This is a genomic window from Chryseobacterium carnipullorum, assembly GCF_003815695.1.
Classification (GTDB): Bacteria; Bacteroidota; Bacteroidia; order Flavobacteriales; family Weeksellaceae; genus Chryseobacterium; species Chryseobacterium carnipullorum.
This window is the reverse complement of record NZ_CP033920.1, coordinates 865,886-891,358: the sequence shown is the minus strand read 5'-3', so window position 1 is coordinate 891,358 and position 25,473 is coordinate 865,886. Positions and strand designations below refer to the sequence as shown.

Genomic DNA, 25,473 nt, shown 5'->3' with positions numbered 1-25,473 from the left:
AATTTATCTTATTAACATAAAACGATTAAAAACTGGATGAATTTTATTAAAAGTATTATCTATTAATGACTTTTGAACACTATTCATTTTTGAATAAGCTGAATTTATACGAGATTGACGTATGAACATAGAAGTTGGTCTGTTGAGCATAAGATTTCTATCACCATATATGTGTTCTAACTTATACAATGCAATATGTTCGGTACTATCTAAATTGGGATTAATTTTTAATTCTTTTGTATCAATTCCAATATCCATCAGGCTTAATTTATTTGCGTAGGCATGTCCTGTTTCGTGTACCATAGTTATAGCAAGAAGAGGTTTATTTTGAGCTGTAATAGGAGCATATACAATATCAGAATTTCCTGTTATAAAATTTTTTGGCGTAGTATAAGCGTACTGTTGCCCGTTACCTGGGTTTAAATAGCCCCCTAAATCTACATTTTTTGTTGCTAATTGGTCCGTGCCAACGCCAAACTCTCGGATTTCTTCTTTTGTGAAATTATCAGATCTCATGGTATTTATGTTTTCTTGCATCGTTTCTTTACTTACAGATGTATCATAGGTAAAATCATCGCTATTAGTTACACTATCTCTAGAAAAATATTTAGTTTTATAACTTCCACTGGCAAAATAATTAATAGCATAGCCAATTCCTCCAATTGCAGCACCCATTACAGCACCTTTATATAAACCAGTAAAGAAGTTCTGCTTATTAAATACAGCATCAATACCACCTGCAATAGCTCCATTCATACTACCAACTATGACGGCTCCATTAAAGCCACTGGCGGACATTCCTCCGGTGAGTCCTCCTGTTGCAGCACCTGTTACGGCTCCTAAAAGTAGGCTTTTGGCAAAACCACCCCAAGACCATGTCCCGTTAACTAGAGATTTTAATATGTACATTCCTGCAGCTACCATTGTTCCTACAACAGCTCCTGCAACCCATGATGCAACCAGTACACCAAATAAAGGTACAAAACATTCTCCATTAGGATCATTAAACATCAGCGGATTATTCATCACATACCCATATTTATTGTAATTCTGGGTATTTGTAGGATCTTGTATATTCTCGTCAGCATTTAGGAATCTTCTCAGTAACGGATCATACAATCTTCCATTCATGTGGATGATGCCTACTTCTGCAAAATGCTCATGGCTTGTGTATCCTCTTTCTATTAATAACGAAGTAGTATCAATTGTATTTTTATCGGTAATAATGGCTCCGTTTCCTATTTGCAGATGAGTGAAATTCCCCCAGGCATCAAAATGTCTTTGCTCCAGCTTGTTTCCGGCTTCATCACTAATGGCTAGAATACTTCCGATATAATCTTTATGTAAGAATTTGTAAGAACCACCGGTTTCATCATAATTCTTAAGGTAAATGATACTGCTTTCGTATGGACTCCCACCAATATAAAGAACGTGCTTTTCTTTACCTGTTGTGTTGTCTTTTACGATTTCAAAACTTCCGTCTTCACTGTAGAACTTAGTGAATTTACCTTCCTGATCAGGATCAAAATTTCCTCCATAGCTTACTTTTTGTCTCATGCTAGTCAATCCGTACTGAAAAGCTACATCTCCTTTCTCGCCATCAATGAAGACAGGATCGTTATTTTCATTGTAGGCTATGCTTTGGATCAGATCATTGTTATAATTCTGAGTTCCTGCTGCATTTAGGGTCATTCCTGTTGACTGATAGATCTTAGTGGAATTTTCATACTTCATCGTTCCCACCTGATCATTTTCTATGATCCGTCCTTTAGTGTCATAGCTATTTTGAGAGTTTTGTCCCGTTCTAGGATTTGTCCAGCTGATTAATCTGTTATTGTCATCATAATCAAATGATTCAATTATATTAAAATCTCCTAAAGTTTTTCTCAACTTAAGTTCATTTTTAATAACATTGAAAGTATACTGGATATTTAAAATACTTTGTAGAGGAGAGATATGTTTGATTTCTGTTAAGAAACCAGTTGCATCATTATATGTATTGTTAATATCTGATGCTCCTAATTTGGCTCTTACAACTTGACCTTTAACATTGGTCTCTTTAAGTTCCCATAAAACTTTCCCTGAGTTTTTATCTTTTACCTGATAAAGCTCTCCATTCCAGGCACTATATACATTTTCTACCTGTACTTTAGTCAAAATACCAGAAGAATATAACTGTTTTTCGTAAGAAATCACTCTGCCTTTGTCATCATATGTAATACCTTTTCGTATAAAATATTTCCCATTACTGCTTTCAGACGAAGATAATAATCTTCCCTGCGGATCATAGGCAACATTTGAGCTGTGAGATTTTCCTTTGGAGGTTCCGGCTTTTGAAACTACCCTACCTTTGTTATCATAAGAATAGGAAATTATCTTATTAGTTGCCTGTCCGCCATCTGTTGTGGAGATTTCTGTATGCGAAATAAGCTGACCTAAATTATTGTAAGTGTATTGTTTAGTTCCTTTCGGGCTAATGATTTTTTTAGATTGTCCAAAAGGATCATATTCATATTTATACAATCCGTTAGACGGGTCGTTGAATTCTGATTTTCTTCCCCAAGAATCATATTTAGTAGTAACTATATTTTCAGCATATTGTGCTTTTATCTGTTCTCCCGCAGCATTGTAAGAGAAATTGACTGTTCCCCCCTTATCTGTACTGGAGATAACATTATTTAAAGCATCAGCAGTTTTACTATTTGTTCTTGCATATCCGTTAACTTCTGTTACAGAGATGGTATTTCCGGAAGTAATAGTTTCTATTCGCTTGCCCAAGAATGAAGATATTTCTCCGGCATTATTTAATGTTGCTAATGCAGTTGCTGTTACTTTAGCGGGATAAAAAGTATCATTATAGGCGATGACGTTCCAGAGGCTTATATTTCCACCTTCAAAATAAGGTTCACTCTCTTTCGTTTTCCTGCCCAAAACATCGTATTGGGTTTCCTGGGATACAAATTGTCCCTGTCCAAATGCTTTTGTAGATGTTTTATACTCCTGTCCTAATTTGTTGGTGTATTTTTTGGAGACATCGCCATCAGGATCATATTGAGTAATAGTTATATTTGATTGGCTATCTTTTTCATATTGATATGTTGTTGTTCCTTCGAGATTGGTTTTAGATTTCATTAATTTGCCCCAAGTATCATATGTGTTGGTAAGCTTATTATCCAAAGGATCGGTCTGGGTAAGAATTTGTCCTTTATCATTGTATGTGTAGCTAATCGCTAGTCCGAGATTATCCGTATTCTTTTCAACAAACCTTCCTGTAGATTCGTATTTAGATATACTGGTTTGGGTTTGAGAATCTACACTGTTACTGATAACTTTTTGAATAATATTTCCAAAACTATCATAATTATAGGTTTCCTGTAAATATTCTGTGTTATCCCTATTCCATGTTTTAAGCGTCTTTAAAAGGTTACTTTCATAGACATATTCTTCTTTTGCAGATGTTGTGTCACTATAGGCCTGTGTTACAACTGTTTTAGATTTTGGGCGACCGATATAATAATTAGAGCTTATACCAGCCGGGTTATGAATGTATTCAAAAGTGGTATTTACTGTTGAAAAATTATTATTGATATTGAGCTGAGTGGAAGTCGGTAGATAGTAATTATTGTAAGTAACTGATTTCGTTAAAGTAATGTTTTTTAAGAAATCTTTTTCAATAATAGATTGTGGGAGTACAACATCAATTCCTCCGGATAACTGCTGTACTGAATAATCATTTTGCTTAAATGATAAGAGTTGTTGATTATTGACAGAAATATCAACAGGGAAAATAAGACTCTCATCATTAGTTCTGATACTCCATTCTTTTGACGGAAGTCCAAATTTTTGGCTATCTGTTTCAATCCCGCTCCATATTTTGGTGTTTTCCATACCATCTGCATACCAGGAAGAGCGGGCCATCTGGTGGTAACCAATAGTTCCTCTTCCTTGTAAATGTGCCGTCATTCCTCTATATCTGAAATCCTGTTTTCTTCCTGCCTGTAGGAGCTGGGATACAGCATATGTTTGATCAACTCTATTTAAAGAAAAGTATGGATAGAACTCTTTTTTTATTTTTTTATAAAAATTAGGATTTATTATATTTTCGGGTACTATTTCTAAGTAGTTCGCTGAAGTTGTCACTCCTCCCTGAGAAATTGAACTGATTCTTGCTAATTCAGAGACAGGAGTAGGGCCTTTGATCTTTTTCAAATACTGTTTCCAGTATAAAAATACATTATAATAATTATTGCCTGATTTGATAGGGTTAGTAAGTGGGGTAAATAAGGTAGTATCATTAATATCCTGAACCTCATAGTCTGGACTTTGGAAAATCCAGTTAGACGTAAAATTCAATGTTCCATCAGATGCAGACCCATTAGCCATTTTAGCACTAACAATATAACCGAAATTTCTATAACCCTGTGCACTAAGCTGATTAATCTGATTATATGAAAAGACCTGTACAATATCAGATTTTCCATCCTTATTCATATCTGTCACACTCAGGAAATATTGTTTTGTATACTTATTGTAATTATTAGTTATCTGGGTTTGTCTTTTTTTATAACCAAAAAAGTTTTGTTTTAGCTGGGGCTTAAAATCCTTTCCTGTACCTATATAAAATCTCCAATCTTCTACTCCTACACTTTTTTCAGCCACTGGAATCGTAAAATCAAGTTTTCCATCTCCATTAAAATCACCGTATAGTACCGGAAACTCAGGGTCTTTGGTTTCGGCTAAGTTTCCTGCCAATCTTACTTTTTTAAGGTATTGGTTAGGTGCCGTTTTTACAAATTCAAAAACAGTATATGCTGTATTGGATATATTTATAATATCAACTTTTCCATCTCCATCAACGTCAGTATATTGTTGATTATATAATACACTTTCATTAATTCCAGTATCAATTGTATAAGTAGCAACGGGATTATTCTGATTTTTTAAATCCACAATAAAGTTTCCTATATCATATGTGGCACATCTGAGAACAGTACAAGGAGCAGGTCGGTTTGTAGTTTCATTTGGCGTAATATTACTACAAGCAGGATCTGGAGTCCATTCGCAAACTCTCTTTTTTAAAGTTAAGAAAATATCCGAAATACCATCCCCATTAAGATCTCCCTCATTTAGAGATAGCTGTTCTATGTAACAACCCGCGGGTGGAGGTTCATTACCTGTCACGCAGTTGGATTCATTGTATACTAATTTTTCAAATACTTTGACAAAAATATTATTTCTGAAAATGTAGCCTACAATTTTACCTTCTTCATACTGTACAATCCCATTACCATTATAGATTTGTCCTTCTTCGTCCAACAATGTGTTTACTACTTTAGCTTTATTACTAAAGATTTTATTGGTGGAAATATTTGAAAATGTTTCATTAAAAGCACCCAATTTTACAATACCATTATTCATAACGAAATCTAAATAGGAGTCACCGTTAAAGTCTCCAACTAATTTTACATTATTGAAGGGATCAGGCTCTGCAATATACTCTTCGTGAGAAGAGCTTACCATATTAGGGTAATTTATAGTTACAGGATTCGCGGGTTCATTATTTGCATTATATTCAGTTATTTTATTGGCAAACTGGTAACTTGTTCCGTTGTTAGTATAATCTATAGTATATTTTCTATACGTATTATTGCCTGATGTCACAATCACATGATCAAGTATTTTATCCTGAATTAATGATAGTCCATTGATATATGACAATTCTGATAAATTTCTTGGAATATAGCTAAATGTAATTTCATTGATAGTTGGAGTATTTAATGTGTCATTACCTCCCCATTTTATAGAAGAAACATTAGCTACATTGTTTGATGTGGTTTGTGCATAACTATATAAAATGTAGTTACCTTGTGTATCTCTCCACTTAACAATATTGTATTCTACAGGAGTTCTAGCTTCATTATTTCCTATAGTAGTATCTCCATACCATGCCTGGGATCCATCTTCGAAGGTAATTTCCCAATATGCAGGTCCTTTCCATAATTGTCCCACAACAGATCCGACAGATTTTATTTTAACATTAGAATACTTCTCGGTTACATATTCAGCTCCATCTTTACCATATTCTCCATCTTTTAATATCAACCTCTGCCCATTGAAACTATAGTAATCTGAATAATCTAATTTAATACTACTTAATTCTCCGTCTTTTTCAATATTCTTTCCAATTCTTGAAATTGTAGTAACCCCTGAAATTGTCCAGCCATAGCCAGCAATTCCATTTCCTGAATTGCTTAAATAAATCAAGCTAATGTTTGGTGACACACTTTTCACTCCCGGAGGCAAAGCAATGGGTAATGCGAATTGTAACTGTCCTGCTCCTGTAACCTCTATATTTCCCTTTGTATCATGGAATTTTTGATCACCTGAAACAGATGTTCCACTTGGATTGTTCGTTCCTGCATTGGAGTCCACAGGTCCTCCTCCCGGATTTCCTGTATTGGGTCCTATTTTAGCAACAAAAGGATTGGATACATTAGATGTTGCGTGGAATCCCTGTGCAAGCACCACGGTCTGTGGATCCTGAACCGTCCGTGATGTATTTTCCGCCTGGTAAAGTATGGTCTGTGAAAAGCCCAGTACTGAACACAAGGACAGTATAAATGATAAAATAAATTTCATTTCTATAATATAATTATAAGTGATAATTGTCGATCGATAAAGAAAAAATAGTAGCATCGGAAAATTTTTAAATCTTTCAATGCTCAATCTTTTAATCCAAAAAAAATCTATCTTTTGGTAACATTTCTACCAAAGACTCTTCCGTCTTTCAGAGTAAATCGTAGAATATAAACTCCCCAGTCATATCCGGTCATATTGATCTTCAGCTGACGATTCAAGCCTGGAAGATTCTGTTGTTGGAATTTCCAGTGTACTGTACTATGCTGGTACAGCGAAACAGATTCTATAAGATTGTCTGCTTCTTCAGTCCAGTCTATGGTAAGAACATCATTTACGGGCACTGGATATAATCTTATCTGTTTCCAGAAAGTTTTTTCATCCATTGCAGGAGGAGTTTGTTGCAGGGCGGCTACTGTTTTAACCTCTTTTTTTGCTACTTCTTCAGCAGGTGCATTTTTTGCTGCCGGATTTGGTCCTCTGTATCTCTGGTTTCCGGCTTCATCATATTTGAAATAGACTTCAGTTTGGGAAAAGCCTAAAAAGCCTATAAACAAAGAGAATATCGAAAGTAATTTTGTTTTCATGTGTATTTTATTTTTTTTCAGAAAGAAGTTTTTCCAATTGTTTCTCCATCTTCTCTACCTTTTCAGATTGAATCTTTAACTTTTTATTCTGCTCAATGGAATACAGGGTAAGTTCCTCAATTTTTTCAAGAAGCTTTACGTTCATTTCTGCTACGTTGATACCATCTTGTAAAACCTTTTCTGATGATGGAATATTCGGAAGATGACCTTTCTCCTGAATGTGTTTTTCTACCTCTTCCAAACTGTTTAGCTTGTAATCTTTTTTAAATACATAATCCGCCCATACGTTTGTTTTTACTTCAACTTCCTTAGCAAAAATTTTTCCGTCAAATCGTGCAGTGGCATTATTAAAGAATTTTACCCAGGTACCATTAGCAAGATCTTGGATTCCTACATAATATCTCCCATCATTGTAATTACTGGGCATGGAAAGGATAATATTATGGGTTTTTCCTTTATTTCTAAGGACTGTATCTCCTGTCTGGCCACCAAAGCACCCGTCACAATTGGATTTAGTGATTTGGAATGATCCCAATGAACTCGCAACTTCAAATACAGGATTTTCTACCCTGTAGATTCTAAAAAATGACTCATTGCTTCCTACAGGATCATTTGTTCCTACTTTTACAGTTCCATCCGGGAGTATACGCATAGCTTCCGTATTATTGGTTTTAAGAACCAGAGGCTGGTTGTCTGTTGTTCCCAGAAAGTTATTCGAAGAGTTTGTTCCGGAGTTTCCTGTTAAATTCCAGGATTGAGCGAAAGTAAACGTTGAAGTCAATAGCGCTACAACCAGTAATTTTTGTTTCATCATAATAGTTATTTTAATATTCCGCAAAAGTATATTTTTTAGTTCACAATGAAAAGATTTATTTTATAGGTTAGCTTATGAATCTTCTCATATTTAACCTTTTGAAGATTTTAATTATTGTTTACAAATATAGATAGGTAAAGCGTCAAAACTTGTCGTATTTTATTTCATAACATAAATAGATTAAACTTTTAAATAAAAAATAACACTATCCATAGTCTTCTACAGATATAATTTATTCTGTTATATTTGTGCCCTGAATTAAAATCATCAAATGTTATTTAGAAATGATATACAAGGAATAAGAGGCCTGGCTTTTTTATTAGTTTTTATTTTTCATTTAAATCATAACTGGTTGCCTGGAGGCTTCATAGGAGTAGATATCTTCTTTGTAATCTCGGGATTTTTAATGACATCTATCATTATAGAGCAGAAGAATAATAATACTTTCAGCTTTTATGATTTTTATATCAGGAGGCTAAAGAGAATATTTCCGGCTTATCTTTTTTTTATTATTATCGTAGCAGCAGTAGGTTTTTTTATTTATCTGGATAGAGATTTCTGGATGTTTCAAAAATCTGTAGGAACATCAGCTTTATTTATTTCCAATATATTATTCTCCCGTGGAGACTCCTATTTCGGATCCAGATTAGAGGATAACCCCTTTCTACATACTTGGTCCCTTTCCATTGAAATGCAGTTCTATCTTCTATTACCACTGATCCTTATATTCACAAAAAGAAGATATCTGACAGCTTTAATCTTGTTAATTATTTTTTTCTTAACAATATATGTTGATATTTCAATGTATATAAGTAATGAAACATCAGCAAAGTATTTTTCACTTCTTGCCAGAATTCCGGAATTTTTGGTTGGTGCTTTTTTTAGCCTTAGATTTAAAAATAAAATAAGTTTTAGCAGGATCAATAATAATATTATATCCTCTTTGAGTCTGGCAGTATTAATATTATCTGCTTTTTTAATAGATAAAAATACATTTTTCCCAGGAACATTAGCTTTAATCCCAACAGTTGCTACTGCCAGTTTATTAGTTGTAGGGGATAATTTTATATCTGATTTTTTTACTGGAAAAATTACGACATATATTGGCGAAACTTCCTATTCTCTTTATCTGTGGCATTGGCCAATTATTGCCTTTATCAGGTATTATAATGATGATTATTTTTTGAGTGTAAGTGAAATCTTTTTCATTTGTATTTTGACATTTCTTTTAGCCCGGTTTTCATATTGTTTTATTGAAAATTATTTTAGGAAAAGGAACAACTCTGAATTTTATCGATATGCAGGTTATGGAGCTGTTTTACTGATTTTACTATCGCTCCTTCTCCCAAAAGCAGCAGAGATAAATAAAATCCCAGAAGTATATACATCACCATCTTTCGGGGTAAAATCCCATGATCAGAAAAGAACAGAAGTATTTGGAGATAAAAATTCTAAACACAACAAAATACTGCTTATAGGAGATAGCCATGCCTTGGCAATTAAACCATTTTTAGATTATATAGGTAAAAGAAATGGTTTTTCTTTTACAACAGTGACAACTAGTGGGTTACCTCCCCTAAAAGGAATAAAAAGAAGTGAAATTCCTTCTTACGGAATGAAGTTTTACGATTTTTCCCAGCAGTTTGTAAAATTTACAGAGCAGAATATTAGCAGAAATAAAATAATTCTGATTAACTGTTCATCTTTTATAGGTCCTATGTCAATATATCAATCAGTTAAAAAAATGGCGGATACTTTAAAACCAGACCAAAAACTGATTGTATTTGGAACATTTCCTTCAGTTGATCGTGATCCTGTAAAAATTAACAGAGATTTTATCAAAAAAACTTCCAAAAAATTTAAAGTTATCATTCGTGAAGATAATAAAGAGGCTCTGAAAAAACTGGCAGCAACAAACAAAAATGTGTATTTCTATGATCTTTCCAAAAGCAAAGTATTTAAAAATGCTCCATTTTATAAAGATACGTTAATGTATTATAACCGCACACATATTAATGATTATGGCTCGGTTTCCTTATCAAGAGACCTAGAAAAAGATTTTATGTCCTTCTTTAAGCCTATAATTAATGGTGAGCATAAGTAATATACAAAATATTAAAAAAGAATTTTTTCATTTAAATTTGCAGATTTATTCTTTACTATTTCTGCTACCATTTTATCTCTTCTGAACAAAATAAACAACCTTCTCATTTTTATTTCCGTCTTTAAAACCGATCTTGATACTGTTTAGGCTTTCTCTATTGCTGATGTCATCATAATACAGCACAACATTATCATTGTTAATACCTCCACAGAAATCACAATAGAAATTGAGGAATTGACTGTGATCACTGTCTTCAACGGAAAGACCTGCCTTACCTGTCTTAAGATTTTTAATCCTTACACTGAAGGCAAAGAAATTTTTATTGATCGTTTGATCATTTTTCGAGTTCAATTTGAAAGTAGTAAACGCTTCCACAATCTCATAGTCTCCCTGATTGATGGTCACCTTATTTTCCGTAGGTTTATATTCCTTGATGAAGAGATTTTTACTTTTAGATTCTGAAATAGTTTGGGGTAAAAATTCGGTATCAGAACCGACACACGATATTAGGACAAAAAATAAAGGGATTAAAATCAGTTTTTTCATAAGCTATCAGGCACATCTTATATTCAAAAATAAAGAAAATATACTGCCTTTTCAATAAATACTGCAATGTGAGGAATATATTAGGTATATCATGTAGCCTTTCCATTTTAGAAAAAAACTTTACCTTTGTCCGTATGAACCTGTTAAGATGGATACTAGCATTCTATTTCATGGCATTGTCACTGATGCCTTGCGAAGATGTGCACCGTCCTTCAGGACCAACAGATACAAGATTATCCTTCAGCATTAATGACTCCCATTCAAAAGATAAAGGAGATATCTGTTCGCCGCTTTGTACCTGCAGTTGCTGTCAAATGACGGTGTCTTCTTTTAAAATGGATCCTTTATTCGAAATTCCTGGCCAGGTTAAGGCTTACTTTTCAAAGAAAATTCTTTTCCAGAAAAATAATTTCGCTTACCAGATGTATGACCATATCTGGCAACCTCCTAAGATTTAATTTTTATTGATTATTAGAAAGTTAGGCTTTCTATATCTTGAACTTTGCAATACCATTGCAGAGGTCTTCGTGATATTTTTGCAACGGCATTATTGCCGTATGCAGTTATTTCCAATAAAAATTAAATACAGATCGTGTTAGATAAAATCATAAAATTCAGTATCAAAAACAAGGTGATTGTTGGTATTATGACCCTGCTTCTGATTATCTGGGGTGTATGGAGTGCTACAAAACTTCCCATAGATGCCGTTCCCGATATTACCAATAATCAGGTGCAGATTATTACCGCATGTCCTACACTCGCAGGTCAGGAAGTAGAGCAGCTTGTTACCTTTCCCATAGAACAGAGTATTGCCAATGTACCGGATATCGAGGAAACCAGAAGTATCTCAAGATTTGGGCTTTCCGTGATCACCGTAGTCTTCAAAGAAAATGTAGACGTTTATTTTGCCAGACAGCTGATCAATGAACAGTTGAAGCTGGCCGTTGAAGAAATCCCCAAAGGAGTGGGAACTCCCGAACTTGCTCCTGTAAGTACAGGTCTTGGGGAAGTGTATCAGTATATTCTCCATCCCAAAAAAGGCAGTGAAAAAAAATATTCAGCCAAAGATCTCCGTACCATGCAGGATTGGATCGTCCGCAGACAACTGAACGGAACTCCGGGTGTTGCAGAAATCAACAGTTTCGGAGGAGAATTGAAACAGTATGAAGTAGGGGTAAATCCTGACCGCCTTAAAGCAATGGGCGTAAGTATTACAGATATTTTTACCGCTTTAGAAAAAAACAATCAGAATACTGGTGGAGCTTATATAGACAAAAAACCGAATGCCTATTTCATCCGGGGAATTGGTTTTGTTACCTCTTTGGAGGACATTAAGAATATTTCCGTTAAAAATGAAACAGGAAGCGTTCCGATTTTTATAAAAGATGTTGCAGACGTACGTTTCGGAAGTGCTGTTCGTTACGGAGCATTGACCTATAATGGAAAAGTAGATGCAGTAGGAGGTGTGGTCATGATGCTGAAAGGAGCCAACAGTAACGATGTTGTAAGTCTTATTAAAGCTAAAATCCCAACCATTCAGAAATCGCTTCCCGATGATGTGGTCATAGAACCATTCTTGGATAGAACAGATCTTGTCGGAAGAGCAATCAATACCGTAGAGAAAAACCTTATTGAAGGTGCCCTGATCGTTATTTTCGTATTGGTAGTTTTCCTTGGAAACCTGAGAGCAGGACTTATTGTAGCTTCAGCCATTCCATTATCATTGCTGTTTGCTTTGGGAATGATGAATGTTTTTGGAGTCAGTGCCAATTTGATGAGCCTTGGAGCCATAGATTTCGGATTAATCGTAGATGGTGCCGTGATCATCGTTGAAGCTACTTTACATCATTTAGGCTTAAGGAAGTCTGTACGAAATCTTACTCAGAACGAAATGGACGAAGAAGTTTTCCTCTCCGCATCCAAGATCAGAAGCAGTGCCGCTTTCGGAGAGATCATTATCCTTATCGTTTACATTCCCATTCTTACACTGGCCGGAGTTGAAGGAAAAATGTTTACTCCGATGGCCAAAACAGTAGGATTTGCCATTTTAGGAGCTCTAATCCTTTCATTGACCTATATTCCAATGATGAGTGCCTTGTTCTTGTCCAAAAAGATTTCACATAAAAAAAACTTTTCAGATAAGATGATGAATTTCCTGCAGAAGATCTATCAGCCGATGTTGCAGAAAGCAATTAAAGTAAAATACATCATCGTGTCAGCCACGATTTTCATTTTTGTCATCAGTGCTTTTATTTTCAAAAATATGGGAGGCGAATTTATTCCGCAATTGCAGGAAGGCGATTATGCATTCCACTGTATTCTGCCGCAGGGAAGTTCACTCAGTCAGAGTATCGAAACATCTATGCAGGCTTCCAGAATTATCAAACAGTTTGATGAGGTGAAAATGGTCGTTGGAAAAACCGGGTCCGCTGAGGTTCCTACCGATCCGATGCCTCCCGAAGCCACCGATTTGATTGTCGTTTTAAAACCACAAAGCGAATGGAAATCAAAAAAATCATACACAGAACTGGCCGATGAGATCAGTGAGAAATTAGAAACCATTCCCGGGGTGTTTTTTGAAAAAAACCAGCCAATCCAGATGCGTTTCAATGAGCTGATGACGGGGATCAGACAGGATGTTGCCGTTAAAATTTTTGGGGAAAACCTGGATTCATTGTCTATTTATGCAGATAAAGTAGGAAAGATCATCCAGACTGTTGACGGAGCCACGCCTCCGCAGATTGAAAGAATAAGCGGACTTCCCCAGATCAATGTAGAATACGACAGAACGAGAATGGCTAATTATGGTTTAAATATAGAAGATGTAAACAACGCAGTAAGTACAGCCTTTGCCGGGAAAGCAGCCGGACAGGTGTTTGAAAACGAAAGACGTTTTGATCTTGTCGTCCGTCTCGACAGCCTTCACAGAACCAATATCGATGATGTGAATAACTTAATGATTGCAACGGGTACAGGAGCTCAGATTCCCCTTTCCCAGGTGGCTAATGTCAGCTATAAACTGGGTCCTGCACAGATCAGCCGTGAAGAGGGAAAAAGAAGAATCGTGATCGGTTTCAATGTAAAAGACCGTGATGTACAAAGCGTCGTGAAAGATATTCAGACCAAACTGGATCAACAGATCAAGTTACCTTCCGGATATTATTTTACCTATGGTGGACAATTTGAAAATTTACAGGAAGCCAGCAAGCGTCTGATGATAGCCGTTCCGGTTTCTCTGTTTCTGATTTTTATGCTGCTTTATTTCACCTTTCACTCATTTAAGCAGGCTGCATTGATCTTTACGGCCATTCCCATGAGTGCCATTGGTGGGGTATTTGCCCTTCTTTTAAGAGATATGCCTTTCAGTATCAGTGCCGGAATCGGATTTATCGCACTTTTCGGAGTCGCAGTTCTTAATGGAATTGTTTTGATCGGAACCTTTAACCAACTTGAAAAAGAGGGCGAGACGAATGTATTGAAGAGAGTATATGAAGGAACGAAAACAAGACTAAGACCCGTTCTGATGACCGCAACAGTAGCTTCACTGGGATTTCTGCCGATGGCGATTTCTACAGGAGCCGGAGCTGAGGTACAGAAACCATTGGCAACCGTAGTTATCGGAGGATTGGTAACCGCTACATTTCTTACTTTATTTGTTCTGCCGATGCTCTATATTATTTTTAATTCAAAGATTCCATCGAAGATGAATAGAATTAAACCATTCACAACAGTTATTGTTCTTGGGTTGCTGATGTTCGGACAGACGTTTAATGCGCAGACCAAACAGATTTCCGTAGATCAGGCAGTAGAAATGGCCACTGAAAACAATTTGGTTTTAAAATCAAAAGATCTCAATATAAAATCTGCAGAAGCGCTGAAAGGGACGGCAAAAGAACTTCCCAAATTAAATTTTGAAGCCCAGTTGGGACAGTACAACAGTCCGAAATTCGACCAGTCATTTGCCATTTCGCAAAACATTCCTTTCCCGACACTGTTCAAAGCAAGAAGAGAATTGATCTCCGAAAACATCAGAAGCAGACAGATTGATAAAGAAGTTTCGGCGAATGAACTGACCAAACAGGTTAGGAGTTATTATTATCAGATCGAATACCTTCAGTACAACAAATTCAAACTGAAAGATCTGGACAGTCTTTATCAGGATTTTATCAGAATTGCCACTGTGAGATTTAAAGCAGGAGACATAAAGAAGATTGAGATTAACACCGCAGAAACCCAAAAGGGTGAAATCAGCCTCCTGCTGAAACAAAATGAAGTCTATTTAAACAATGCCTATAAAAATCTAAAGACATTATTGAATACTTCCGAAGATTTCGAAGTTCCCTTCAAAAAGGATTATGAACCTTTAAGAACAGAAAATATCCTCGACAGTTCATCCATAGCTAATAATCCTACGGTTAAGGCTTTTTATCACGAAATGGAAATTGCTGAGAAAAATAAAAATGTGGAAAAATCACAGGGACTTCCAGAATTCAGCCTTGGATTGACAAGTCAGTCGCTGATAGGTTTCCATACCAAAAACGGGCAGGAAAAATTCTATAATGCCGACGACCGATTCAATTCCTTCTCTGTGGGGGTTGCGATTCCGTTGACGTTTGGGGCAACAAAAGCAAGAATGCAATCTTTGGAATATGAAAAACTAGCGGCTGAAACCAATGCAAAGATGAAACAGAATCAGCTTTCGACACAGCTTGAAAATGCTTTTGCACAATATCAGCAGGATATACAGCAGCATGAATATTATGTAAGTCAGGCAATCCCGAATGCAGAAAAAATTGTCAAAGCAGCCCAATTAGGCTACAAAACTGGAGAAATCTCTTACGTAGAATATCTTTTTGCCCTGCAGACTGCCACGAATATTCAGCTAAAATATTTAGAATCCATTCAGCAGGTCAATCAATCTGTAGTTACCATTAATTCAATCATCAATAAATAACATGAAAATAAAGCACAATATCATATATCTGACCGTCACGGCATTTTTACTTATAACCTGCGGAAAAAAAGAAGCGACAGTAGAAAAAACTGAAGTGAAAACTGAAAAGGCCGAAACTGGCCACGAAGAAGCAGCTCAGACTATTGCTTCGTTAACAGAAGATCAAATCAAATCTGTAGGAATATCTTTAGGCCCCATAGAAATGAAAGAACTTACTTCCACCATCAAGGCAAACGGCCTTCTGAGAGTTCCAAACAATAATAAGGCGACGATCACTTCATTGTACGGCGGAGTGATCAAAACTCTGAATGTGCAGGTAGGAAGCATCGTGAAAAAAGGACAGGTGATTGCAACTATCGCCAACCCAGAATTTATCCAGCTGCAGGAAGAATACCTGACCACGAACAGCAGAATTACCTATGCAGAGCAGGAATACAGAAGACAGCGGGAGCTTTTTGATAATGATGCAGGGGCAAAGAAAAATCTTCAGAGCTCAGATGCAGAACTTAAAACCCTGAGAACAAAGAAAGCCTCTCTTTTAAGACAGCTTCAGATGATGGGAATCAGCCCGGGGAAAGTAAATAATTCCAATATGAGATCAGGGCTCGTCATTACGGCACCAATCAGCGGAACCGTTAGCAGTATCTCCGCACAGATTGGAAGCTATGTAGACGTTTCGTCGCCTGTGGCGGAGATTATTGATAACAATTCGATTCACCTTGATCTGCAGGTTTTTGAAAAAGATCTTCCTAAAATGAGAGTAGGACAGATCGTGCATTTTAAGCTGACCAATAATCCTGAAACGGAATATGATGCCATGGTTTACAGTGTAGGATCTTCGTTTGAAAACGAAAGCAAGACCGTTTCTGTACACGGAACAGTGACCGGAAATAAGGCAGGCCTCATCGACGGCATGAATATCACTGGAATTGTAAGTCTTGATAAAAATACAACTCCAGCCGTTCCCAATGAATCTATCGTAGAAGCAGACGGAAAATACTATGTTTTCATCCGTACCGATAAAAAACCGGAGGAACATGAAGAGGAAGAAGGTGGAGATGATCACAAAAATCAAAAAGAAGAACCTGCCCAACATCAAAAAACCTTGAATTTTGAAAAAATAGAAGTGATAAAAGGAACATCAGATATGGGATATACAGCCATTACGCCTGTAAAAGAAATTCCTGTTGATGCAAGAATTGTAGTGAAAGGAGCTTTTTTCGTTAATGCTAAACTTTCCAATTCCGGCGGGCATGAGCATTAAAATAAGGAAATGATCATTGATTTACAGGAACAGACCGGAAGAACTACCGATTTTTATGCCTAAATTAGAGGAGGTTACGGTAGATTTTTCAGAGTCAGACAGACAAGAAACATTTTAATACATCTTCAGTTATGCTGTTAAACAAGAAAATATCCATCTGGTATTTTATCCGTGAAATAAAAACCCAGATCCTGTATATGGGAATATTTGCTGTATCCATAGGATTATTAGACCTTCTCCCATGGTTCCGGAAAATCTCACTTCCCCTTAATATTCCGGCTCTTTTGGGAACGGCTGTTTCATTGCTGCTCGCATTCCGGACTTCCCAATCCTACGAAAGATGGTGGGAAGCCAGAACAGTCTGGGGCGCGATAGTGAATGATTCAAGGACGCTGATGAGGTTGGTCACTCAGTTTTTCCCGGCGGGAGAACATAAGATCATAAAGGAATTTGCAGAAAGACAAATCATCTGGACGTATGCACTTGGTGAATCTCTGAGAAGACAGCCTTTTTCAGACCGGGTTCAGAACTATCTGGATGAACATCAGATCAAAGCAGCAAATATTCCGAATGCCCTTCTGGATAGACATTCCCAACAGCTCAGAGAAATTGCTTTTTCGAAAGGTTTAACAGACTTTCAGCAGATGCAGCTGAACGATATCATCACCAGACTCTGCGACAGCATGGGGAAATGTGAAAGACTGAAAAATACGGTTTTTCCAAGGTCTTACAGTATTTTGCTGCATACCTTAATCTATGTTTTTGCAGCGATCCTTCCTTTTGGGCTGGATGATGCACAGCTGGCTGTTGAAATTATCATTACGTTCCTTATCCCGGTGATGTTTCTTGCGATCGAGAAAACATCCATTATCATGCAGGATCCTTTTGAAAACGGGCCTGTAGATACACCTGTGACCGCGCTGGCACAGACCATTGAAATTAATATTAAACAGATGACGGGAGATCAGAATATTCCTGTCAAAAAAGAAAATTCTTTGTATTACGAAATGTGATCCACTAAAATAATCGTACAAATGAAAAAAGATATAGAAACCAAACTCATTGATAAAAATACCAAGCCTACCAGCATGAGGATTCTCGTCTATGATTTTTTGAGTACACAGGAAGCTGCGTTGTCTCTTTCTGAAGTAGAAAATCATTTTGACAATGCAGATCGTACTACGATTTACCGGACATTGAAAACTTTTGAAGAAAAGGGAATTGTTCACAGCATACAGGAAAATACCACCACAAAGTATAAATTATGTGATGACGGCTGCGATGAAAAAACCCACAAAGACTGGCATCTGCATTTTTACTGCAAAATATGTAAACAGACCACCTGCAGAGAAGATATTTCATTTCCTCAAAATGTTCAGGCCAACTTTCGAATCGATGAAATAAGACTTTTTGCCAAAGGAATCTGCGAAAACTGCCTTGAAAGTTTGCAATAGTATTGCATTGAGTATACCCTTAATTTTACATCAAAATAGTATTTATGGAAGAATGTTGCAGTACAAAACCCAAAAAGAAAGAACAGCATGCCCACGATCATTCCGAAGGAGACGGACATGATCACTCTCACGATACAGGAGACAAAACACCTTTTCAGATGTTTCTTCCTGCCATCATCTCTTTTCTGCTGTTGCTGATAGGAATCGCATTAGATAATTATATAAAAACAGAATGGTTTACAGGCTGGGTACGCTTAGTATGGTATCTGGCTGCCTATATTCCGGTAGGATTTCCCGTATTAAAGGAAGCCTACGAAAGTATCATTCACGGGGATGTCTTTTCCGAGTTTTTCCTGATGGGAATTGCCACAGTAGGAGCATTTGCAATTGGTGAATATCCCGAAGGTGTTGCGGTAATGCTGTTCTATTCCGTAGGAGAGGTATTTCAGGGAATGGCCGTTTCAAGGGCAAAAGGAAACATCAAAGCATTGCTGGATCAGCGTCCTGATGAGGTAACAGTCATTGAAGGCAGTCAACCTAAAATAATTAAAGCAAAAGAAACAAAAATAGGCGATATCATCCAGCTGAAACCTGGAGAAAAACTGGCTCTTGACGGGAAACTGATGACAGAGTCAGCTTCATTTAATACCGCAGCGCTCACAGGTGAAAGCAAACCGGACACTAAAACAAAAGGGGAAACCGTACTGGCGGGGATGATTAATATGAACAGCATTGCTCTTGTAAAAGTAAATACCGCTTATGAAGACAGCAAACTGAGTAAGATTTTGGAAATGGTACAGAATGCCACGGCACAGAAAGCTCCGACAGAATTATTCATCAGAAAATTTGCAAAAGTATATACGCCGATTGTTGTATTTCTGGCCATCGGAATCTGTCTTCTGCCTTACTTCTTTGTCAGCGATTATCAGTTCAGAGACTGGTTATACAGAGCCTTGATCTTCCTTGTTATTTCATGTCCTTGTGCATTGGTGATCTCTATTCCGCTTGGATATTTCGGGGGAATCGGAGCAGCCAGCAGAAATGGAATTCTTTTTAAAGGAAGTAATTTTCTTGACAGTATCGCAGAAATTCAGAATGTGGTGATGGATAAAACAGGAACCATGACAGAAGGAGTATTCAAAGTACAGGAAGTTAACATCAAACCTGAATTCAATAAAGATGAGATCCTGAAACTGGTGAATGTTCTGGAAAGTAAAAGTACACACCCTGTAGCGACAGCGATCCATAACTACGCTGGCGAGATAGATCATGCTATTCCTCTGGAAAATGTGGAAGAAATTGCGGGGCATGGTTTAAAAGCGTCAGTCAATGGAAAAGAATTGCTGGTTGGTAATTTTAAGCTGATGGATAAATTCAAGATCAGCTACGATACCAATCACTCGAATATTGTGTACACGCTTATTGCCATAGCTTATGATCAAAAGTTTGCAGGCTATATTACCATTGCAGACAGTATAAAAAGTGATGCTAAAGAAACCGTTGAAAACCTTCACAGGATGGGTGTAAAAGCCACTATGCTCAGCGGGGATAAAAGTACCGTTGTCAAATATGTGGCAGACCAGTTGGGTATCGACAATGCTTTTGGAGATCTCTTACCGGAAGACAAAGTGAATAAAGTAAAAGAGATCAAAGCGAAAAATCAAACCGTAGCCTTTGTAGGGGATGGAGTGAATGATGCTCCGGTAGTAGCACTTAGCGACGTAGGAATTGCCATGGGCGGGCTCGGAAGCGATGCCACAATTGAAACAGCAGATGTCGTGATACAGGATGATAAACCGAGCAAAATTCCAATGGCGATCAATATCGGTAAACAGACCAAGAAGATCGTTTGGCAGAATATTGTTTTAGCCTTCGCGGTAAAAGCAGTTGTTTTAGCTCTGGGAGCTGGAGGTCTGGCAACCATGTGGGAAGCGGTATTCGCAGATGTGGGAGTAGCAATGCTGGCCATTTTAAATGCGGTGAGAATACAAAGGATGAAGTTTAGTTAGAGAGTAGGGGGTAATCCCTTTCGCGCCTTTGCGATTAAAACCCCTGTATTATTCATTAAAAAATATGAAACACCCAAACCTTATAGATGGTCAAAATCTATAAGGTTTTTTTATATCCAAAAAAGAATCTGCAAAATCACCACAATCCGCGAAAGAAAGAATAACTCAAAACTCCGTAACGAAATATTCCCCACCAAAAATAATCAATGACATTCATCATAAATAATCCATAAACCCAATTTGAGTAGTATATTTGTACAACAGAACAGATCATTGAGATTTTTTATTTCCATATTTATCATTTTTACCATTGCATTACGCCCTGTTTTGCCATTGGTGAACTATGCCGTGAACTATGATTATATTGTAAAAAACCTCTGTGAGAATAGAAATGTTCCTCAGTCAACGTGTAAAGGGAAGTGCTATGTCAGCAAGGAACTGGCGAAAACAGAAAAGCAATCCAATAATTCCCAGGTTATTAAAATATCTGTACTGGATGTTTTTGTTTCCCATGATCCGCTTTCATTTTTTCATCATAAAGAATCCGATACTGACGCTAAGGCTATCCATTCAGATTATACTATTAATCATACTTCAGAATATTTTTCACGGATATTCCATCCTCCTTTAGCTTAATAGATTAACTATTTTTTTAGTTTTTTTTCTCAAAAATGTCTTCGTGTGGTACGCATGAGTGTTGCTTTTAATGGCATCCCGCAATAAAACCCATGATTATCTTTGCGTTGAGAATTAGTTTACACATTTATCATACTATTAATTTCAATTTAAAAATAAAATGAAATCAAAAATTATTTTGACTGCATTATTGTCAGTTTCATTATTCGCCTGTGGCCAGGAAACCCCTAAGGTAAAGCATAAAAAGAGCACAGCATCTTCAAAATCCACTGTTAGCAAAGTGAAATTTGTCAATGCAGAAGATCCTATCTGTCACATGAAAACGGAGGATGATATGAAAGATACCGCAGTCTATAAAAATAAAACGTACGGTTTTTGCAGTAGCTTATGTAAGGACGAGTTCAAAAAAAATCCTGAAAAGTATGTCCAAAAATAACAAGACCCAAACGGGTACAAAGAAAAAGGTAATTATTCCAATTGCAATTTTTGCTTTGTTGTTTCTGGGAATTGGTGTAGGAATGGGATATTTTAAGAAAAACCTGTACACGGTAATGAAGGTTCCTGATTTTGAACTCACCGATCAGAACAATAAGAAAATCACCAATAAAGAGATGCTTGGAAAAGTATATCTGGTAGAATTCTTCTTTAGCAAATGTCCTACCATATGTCCGGTGATGAACCGTAATATGAGGTTTATTGAAGATGAGGTAAACAGTCCTGATTTTGGGATTATTTCAATAAGCATTGATCCTGATAACGATACGCCGGCAGCATTAAAAGAACATGCTAAAAGTGTAGACGCAAAATCTCCGGACTGGCATTTTCTTACGGGAAACAGAGAGTATATAGGAAAGCTGGCAGACCAGTTCAATATCTATGTCGGGGATAAAGAAGATGAAGGAGAAAGCCTTAATCATAGCGGAATGATCGCTCTGGTAGATAAAGAAGGAAATATCCGCTGCAGGTACAATAAAGACCATATGCCGATCCTGTATTATTCGGGATTGAATTATGAAGATCCGGAAGGGAAGACCCCAAAGCTTAATGGGAAATACCACCCCGACAGGGAGATATTGGTCGAGGATATTCAAAAATTATTGAAATAGAGTAAAGAAACGAAGATGGAAGTTAATGAAGAAAATAATGATTGATGGCAGTCATTAGATTGAGAGCGTAAAATGATGAGATGAAGAAAGATCAATGAAGCAGAATCATCTAAAGGTATGCATAACTTCGTGCTTCCATCTTCCTTCTATGAGTAAAAAAATATTGTTAAACCATAAAAACAAAACGTTATGAAGATTTTGAAAATAGCAGCTTTAAGTGCCGTATTTGCCGCACAGTTCGCTTTTGCGCAGTTTAAGCAGACTCCCCTTCCTTATGCATACAATGCACTGGAAGGTTCAGTGGATGCTCAGACTATGGAAATTCACTATTCAAAACATGCGGCAGCGTATGTTGCGAATTTGAATAAAGCGATCGCGGGAACACCACAGGAAAAACAGACCCTTTTCCAGATCCTTTCAAATGTTTCTAAACTGACTCCGGCAGTAAGAAACAATGCCGGTGGACATTATAACCACGAACTTTTCTGGACCGTTCTTACTCCGGTAAAAAATACACAGCCTTCTGAAAAATTGACTAAAGCAATTACGGAAACTTTCGGAAGCATGGATGCTTTTAAAGCAAAGATCAGCAAAGCAGGGGCAGATCGTTTTGGTTCAGGATGGGCATGGCTTGCTGTAGACAAGAGCGGAAAATTATTCGTGTCTTCTACACCTAACCAGGATAACCCTCTGATGGATGCAGTGGAAGAAAAAGGAACACCGATCTTAGGAATTGATGTTTGGGAACATGCTTATTATCTGAAATACCAGAATAAAAGAGCAGATTATTTAAATGCTATCTGGAATGTGCTTAACTGGAAAGAAGTGAGCAGAAGATATGATGAAGCGGTAAGCAAAAAATAACACATGAATTTAATTTGCAGCATATTCCTTACTTTCTATATGGTGTTCAGACCTCTGATCCCACTGGTGGAGTATGCTGTAAATTATAATTATATTTCCACCGTTCTTTGTATCAACAAAAGCAAACCGGAACTTCACTGTAATGGAAAATGCTACGTAAGCAAAGAATTAGCAAAGACGAATGATTCTGACTCTTCGCCTCTGAATAAAACCAAAAGTTCAGGACAGAAAATTATTGATATCTGTACACTTCCTGAAATTATATCCATCCAAAAAGCAGAAAAATTTCTTTCTGTAAATTTCAATTTTCTCTACGAAACAGCCTATTCTTTTCTGTTTCTGAAACACATTTTCAAACCACCTGTTTTTTAAGTTCAGTTTTAATCATTAAAAAACCACAAAAAATATAGAGAATCTTTTAATCAATTGGCAATACATCCTTTTTAAGGTAGTATGTAAAATCATAGATTTTTAAAAATTGATGTGTTCTTCTATGCAGTTTTTCACTACACTTCAAATAATTTAAGTGTCAAAAAGCTTTTGCGCCTTTTGTGGTTAAAAAAAATGAATGTTCACGCATTCAAAAGCATTTCTATTCATAAAATTCAACTTAAAAAATCAAAATGAAAATTTATAAATTTTTATCATTATTATGTATTGCCTTTAGCGTATTCACTTTAATCTCATGTCAGAACAGCGATGATGACGATCCTCAGGATACTTCAACCGGAAACCTTCAGATCAAATTTGAAAATGGATTCAATAATCTTGGGAATATTGTGCTCAACCAAACGGTACAGACTTCTGCTGCCGGTCAGAAGCATAACTTCTCAGCGCTAAAATATGTCATCAGCAATATCACACTGATCGACGAAGGTGGAAACGAATTCAAATACAACGAAAACAATCCTGATAAAGGGGCTTTTATCATAGACCAGGCAGATGCCGTGGCGGGTGTTGTGTATATTGATCTCAATAATATTCCTAAAAATAATTATAAAAAAGTAAAATTCGGCCTTGGGATCAGTCAGAAAGCTTATCTCTTGGGACAGGATGGTCAGGCAGAATTCTGGACAAAAGCGAAACAGAAAGGAATGTCATGGTCATGGGCTGCCGGTTATATTTTTGTAAAGCTTGAAGGGAAATATGGAAGTGGTACAGCCGACACCGAATTTATGAATCATACCGGAAACATGGGAAATGTAACAGCTAATACTACGCCCGATCTTTACCGGGAAATTACGTTGAATCTTCCGACAACAGCCAGAGTAACTTCACAGATAAAACCATCCATTCACATCCTTGCCGATCTCAATCAGTTTCTGAGTGGAAGCAAGACCCTTTCTCTTACTACAGAAAATAATATGATGATGGGCTCCAGTCAGCATTTGGTGGATGTTACCAATAACCTGACAGCAATGTTTAAAGTAGATCACGTTCACAATGATTAGGATTTTACTGAAAACAATACTGCTTGTCATTACTTTTTTAAGCTGTCTGTCCTGTTCAGATGAGGTCATGCAGCCGCTGGATAAGGATGAAGCCTATTCACTGCAGTTTCCGTCTTATTTTCCTGATATGACTTTCGATGCATCCGGCAACCCCGTTACAAAAAATGGAGTAGAGCTGGGCAGAAAATTATTTTATGAAGGGAGACTGTCAAGAAATAACACGATATCATGTGGTTTCTGTCATATCCAGGAAAATGCTTTTACTCATCACGGCCATACCGTAAGCCATGGTGTCGATGACAGAATAGGGATCAGAAATGCGCCACCTATTCAAAATATGGCATTTCTCAAAAGGTATATGTGGGACGGCGTGATTCATAATCTTAATGAACAGCCCATCATCCCGATTACAGATGTGAATGAAATGGACAGCTCCATGCCGGAGGTGCTCGCTAAGTTAAAGGACGATCAGAAATATAAAAAACTTTTCATGGCAGCCTATGGTGACGAAAATATGACGGGCGAAAGAATATTAAAAGCTCTTTCACAGTTTATGGCGAGTATGATCTCTGGAGATTCAAAATATGACAGAGTAAAACAAGGCAAAGAAGTATTTACTTCTGAGGAAGCCCAGGGATTTGCGCTTTTTAAGCAGAAATGTACAACCTGTCACAGTGGAGAATTATTTACAGATGAAAGTTTTAGAAATACCGGAATGTATTACAATGCACAGTTCAAAGATGCCGGACGTTACCGCGTTACTCTTGATCAGGTGGATTGGATGAAATTTCGTGTCCCGAGTCTGAGAAATGTAGAATATACCGCACCGTATATGCATGATGGAAGATTTTACACCCTGGAGGCAGTTCTGAATTTCTACTCGGATAATGTAGAAGATAATCCCAATCTTGATCCACAGCTTAAGCAGAACGGACATGTCGGAATTGCGATGAATACTCAGGAAAAACAATTCATCATCGCCTTTTTGAAAACCTTGTCAGATAAAACCTTCATTTCTAATCCAAAATTTGCAGAATGATCATGATGA

18 protein-coding genes are annotated in these 25,473 nt (G+C 36.8%); 14 read left to right on the top strand and 4 right to left on the bottom strand.

Features of this window, described 5'->3' with window-relative positions:
• Positions 1-3: 3 nt before the first annotated feature.
• The 3 genes from EG346_RS04215 to EG346_RS04205 form a co-directional block, all read right to left on the bottom strand.
• The gene (locus EG346_RS04215) at positions 4-6,639 is read right to left on the bottom strand and encodes an RHS repeat-associated core domain-containing protein (protein WP_164466322.1); all 6,636 of its coding nucleotides are present in this window, start codon (positions 6,637-6,639) and stop codon (positions 4-6) included.
• 107 nt (positions 6,640-6,746) lie between these two features.
• A complete protein-coding gene (locus EG346_RS04210) occupies positions 6,747-7,223 on the bottom strand; it encodes a T9SS type A sorting domain-containing protein (RefSeq protein WP_073330209.1) in 477 nt (158 codons plus the stop codon).
• 7 nt (positions 7,224-7,230) lie between these two features.
• A complete protein-coding gene (locus EG346_RS04205; RefSeq protein ID WP_228429370.1) occupies positions 7,231-8,037 on the bottom strand; it encodes a cell wall anchor protein in 807 nt (268 codons plus the stop codon).
• Positions 8,038-8,308: 271 nt separating this feature from the next.
• Between EG346_RS04205 and EG346_RS04200 the strand changes: the two genes are divergently transcribed.
• A complete protein-coding gene (locus tag EG346_RS04200) occupies positions 8,309-10,141 on the top strand; it encodes an acyltransferase family protein (protein WP_123877081.1) in 1,833 nt (610 codons plus the stop codon).
• Between the two features lie 72 nt (positions 10,142-10,213).
• On the opposite strand, the gene EG346_RS04195 is transcribed toward EG346_RS04200, so the two are convergent.
• Entirely contained in the window at positions 10,214-10,687 is a 474-nt protein-coding gene (locus EG346_RS04195) for a hypothetical protein (RefSeq protein ID WP_123877080.1), read from the bottom strand.
• A gap of 134 nt (positions 10,688-10,821) precedes the next feature.
• On the opposite strand from EG346_RS04195, the gene EG346_RS04190 reads away from it, so the two are divergent.
• The 13 genes from EG346_RS04190 to EG346_RS04130 all read left to right on the top strand — a co-directional run bounded on the left by EG346_RS04190 (position 10,822) and on the right by EG346_RS04130 (position 25,464).
• Positions 10,822-11,145, top strand: coding sequence for a DUF6660 family protein (locus EG346_RS04190; protein ID WP_123877079.1), 324 nt, complete (start codon positions 10,822-10,824; stop codon positions 11,143-11,145).
• Positions 11,146-11,279: 134 nt separating this feature from the next.
• The gene (locus tag EG346_RS04185) at positions 11,280-15,641 is read left to right on the top strand and encodes a CusA/CzcA family heavy metal efflux RND transporter (RefSeq protein WP_123877078.1); all 4,362 of its coding nucleotides are present in this window, start codon (positions 11,280-11,282) and stop codon (positions 15,639-15,641) included.
• A 1-nt stretch (position 15,642) separates the two neighbouring features.
• A complete protein-coding gene (locus tag EG346_RS04180) occupies positions 15,643-16,905 on the top strand; it encodes an efflux RND transporter periplasmic adaptor subunit (protein ID WP_123877077.1) in 1,263 nt (420 codons plus the stop codon).
• Between the two features lie 131 nt (positions 16,906-17,036).
• Positions 17,037-17,918, top strand: a complete 882-nt coding sequence (locus EG346_RS04175; RefSeq protein ID WP_123877076.1) for a bestrophin family protein — start codon at positions 17,037-17,039, stop codon at positions 17,916-17,918.
• 21 nt (positions 17,919-17,939) lie between these two features.
• On the top strand, positions 17,940-18,359 hold the full coding sequence (locus EG346_RS04170; protein WP_073330184.1) for a Fur family transcriptional regulator: 420 nt from the start codon (positions 17,940-17,942) through the stop codon (positions 18,357-18,359).
• A gap of 44 nt (positions 18,360-18,403) precedes the next feature.
• On the top strand, positions 18,404-20,368 hold the full coding sequence (locus EG346_RS04165) for a heavy metal translocating P-type ATPase (protein ID WP_123877075.1): 1,965 nt from the start codon (positions 18,404-18,406) through the stop codon (positions 20,366-20,368).
• A gap of 240 nt (positions 20,369-20,608) precedes the next feature.
• The gene (locus tag EG346_RS04160) at positions 20,609-21,004 is read left to right on the top strand and encodes a hypothetical protein (RefSeq protein WP_228426581.1); all 396 of its coding nucleotides are present in this window, start codon (positions 20,609-20,611) and stop codon (positions 21,002-21,004) included.
• A 160-nt stretch (positions 21,005-21,164) separates the two neighbouring features.
• The gene (locus EG346_RS04155) at positions 21,165-21,440 is read left to right on the top strand and encodes a YHS domain-containing protein (protein WP_123877074.1); all 276 of its coding nucleotides are present in this window, start codon (positions 21,165-21,167) and stop codon (positions 21,438-21,440) included.
• The gene (locus tag EG346_RS04150) at positions 21,427-22,110 is read left to right on the top strand and encodes an SCO family protein (RefSeq protein ID WP_394343273.1); all 684 of its coding nucleotides are present in this window, start codon (positions 21,427-21,429) and stop codon (positions 22,108-22,110) included. Before EG346_RS04155 ends, EG346_RS04150 begins: the two co-directional genes overlap by 14 nt.
• A 189-nt stretch (positions 22,111-22,299) precedes the next feature.
• Positions 22,300-22,974, top strand: a complete 675-nt coding sequence (locus EG346_RS04145) for a superoxide dismutase (RefSeq protein WP_123877072.1) — start codon at positions 22,300-22,302, stop codon at positions 22,972-22,974.
• A 3-nt stretch (positions 22,975-22,977) separates the two neighbouring features.
• A complete protein-coding gene (locus EG346_RS04140; protein WP_123877071.1) occupies positions 22,978-23,346 on the top strand; it encodes a hypothetical protein in 369 nt (122 codons plus the stop codon).
• A gap of 251 nt (positions 23,347-23,597) precedes the next feature.
• Positions 23,598-24,425 (top strand): MbnP family protein, encoded by an 828-nt coding sequence (locus EG346_RS04135; protein ID WP_073330163.1) that lies wholly within the window; start codon positions 23,598-23,600, stop codon positions 24,423-24,425.
• Entirely contained in the window at positions 24,418-25,464 is a 1,047-nt protein-coding gene (locus tag EG346_RS04130) for a cytochrome-c peroxidase (RefSeq protein ID WP_073330160.1), read from the top strand. The genes EG346_RS04135 and EG346_RS04130 overlap by 8 nt, the downstream gene beginning before the upstream one ends.
• Positions 25,465-25,473: the final 9 nt, after the last annotated feature.

Bases quoted from the DNA above. Each gene is read 5' to 3' on its own strand.
- EG346_RS04210 (WP_073330209.1), bottom strand. From the start codon at position 7,223: ATGAAAACAAAATTACTTTCGATATTCTCTTTGTTTATAGGCTTTTTA.
- EG346_RS04215 (WP_164466322.1), bottom strand. From the start codon at position 6,639: ATGAAATTTATTTTATCATTTATACTGTCCTTGTGTTCAGTACTGGGC.
- EG346_RS04130 (WP_073330160.1), top strand. From the start codon at position 24,418: ATGATTAGGATTTTACTGAAAACAATACTGCTTGTCATTACTTTTTTA.
- EG346_RS04180 (WP_123877077.1), top strand. From the start codon at position 15,643: ATGAAAATAAAGCACAATATCATATATCTGACCGTCACGGCATTTTTA.
- EG346_RS04175 (WP_123877076.1), top strand. From the start codon at position 17,037: ATGCTGTTAAACAAGAAAATATCCATCTGGTATTTTATCCGTGAAATA.
- EG346_RS04150 (WP_394343273.1), top strand. From the start codon at position 21,427: ATGTCCAAAAATAACAAGACCCAAACGGGTACAAAGAAAAAGGTAATT.
- EG346_RS04145 (WP_123877072.1), top strand. From the start codon at position 22,300: ATGAAGATTTTGAAAATAGCAGCTTTAAGTGCCGTATTTGCCGCACAG.
- EG346_RS04195 (WP_123877080.1), bottom strand. From the start codon at position 10,687: ATGAAAAAACTGATTTTAATCCCTTTATTTTTTGTCCTAATATCGTGT.
- EG346_RS04200 (WP_123877081.1), top strand. From the start codon at position 8,309: ATGTTATTTAGAAATGATATACAAGGAATAAGAGGCCTGGCTTTTTTA.
- EG346_RS04135 (WP_073330163.1), top strand. From the start codon at position 23,598: ATGAAAATTTATAAATTTTTATCATTATTATGTATTGCCTTTAGCGTA.
- EG346_RS04155 (WP_123877074.1), top strand. From the start codon at position 21,165: ATGAAATCAAAAATTATTTTGACTGCATTATTGTCAGTTTCATTATTC.
- EG346_RS04165 (WP_123877075.1), top strand. From the start codon at position 18,404: ATGGAAGAATGTTGCAGTACAAAACCCAAAAAGAAAGAACAGCATGCC.
- EG346_RS04190 (WP_123877079.1), top strand. From the start codon at position 10,822: ATGAACCTGTTAAGATGGATACTAGCATTCTATTTCATGGCATTGTCA.
- EG346_RS04140 (WP_123877071.1), top strand. From the start codon at position 22,978: ATGAATTTAATTTGCAGCATATTCCTTACTTTCTATATGGTGTTCAGA.
- EG346_RS04170 (WP_073330184.1), top strand. From the start codon at position 17,940: ATGAAAAAAGATATAGAAACCAAACTCATTGATAAAAATACCAAGCCT.
- EG346_RS04205 (WP_228429370.1), bottom strand. From the start codon at position 8,037: ATGATGAAACAAAAATTACTGGTTGTAGCGCTATTGACTTCAACGTTT.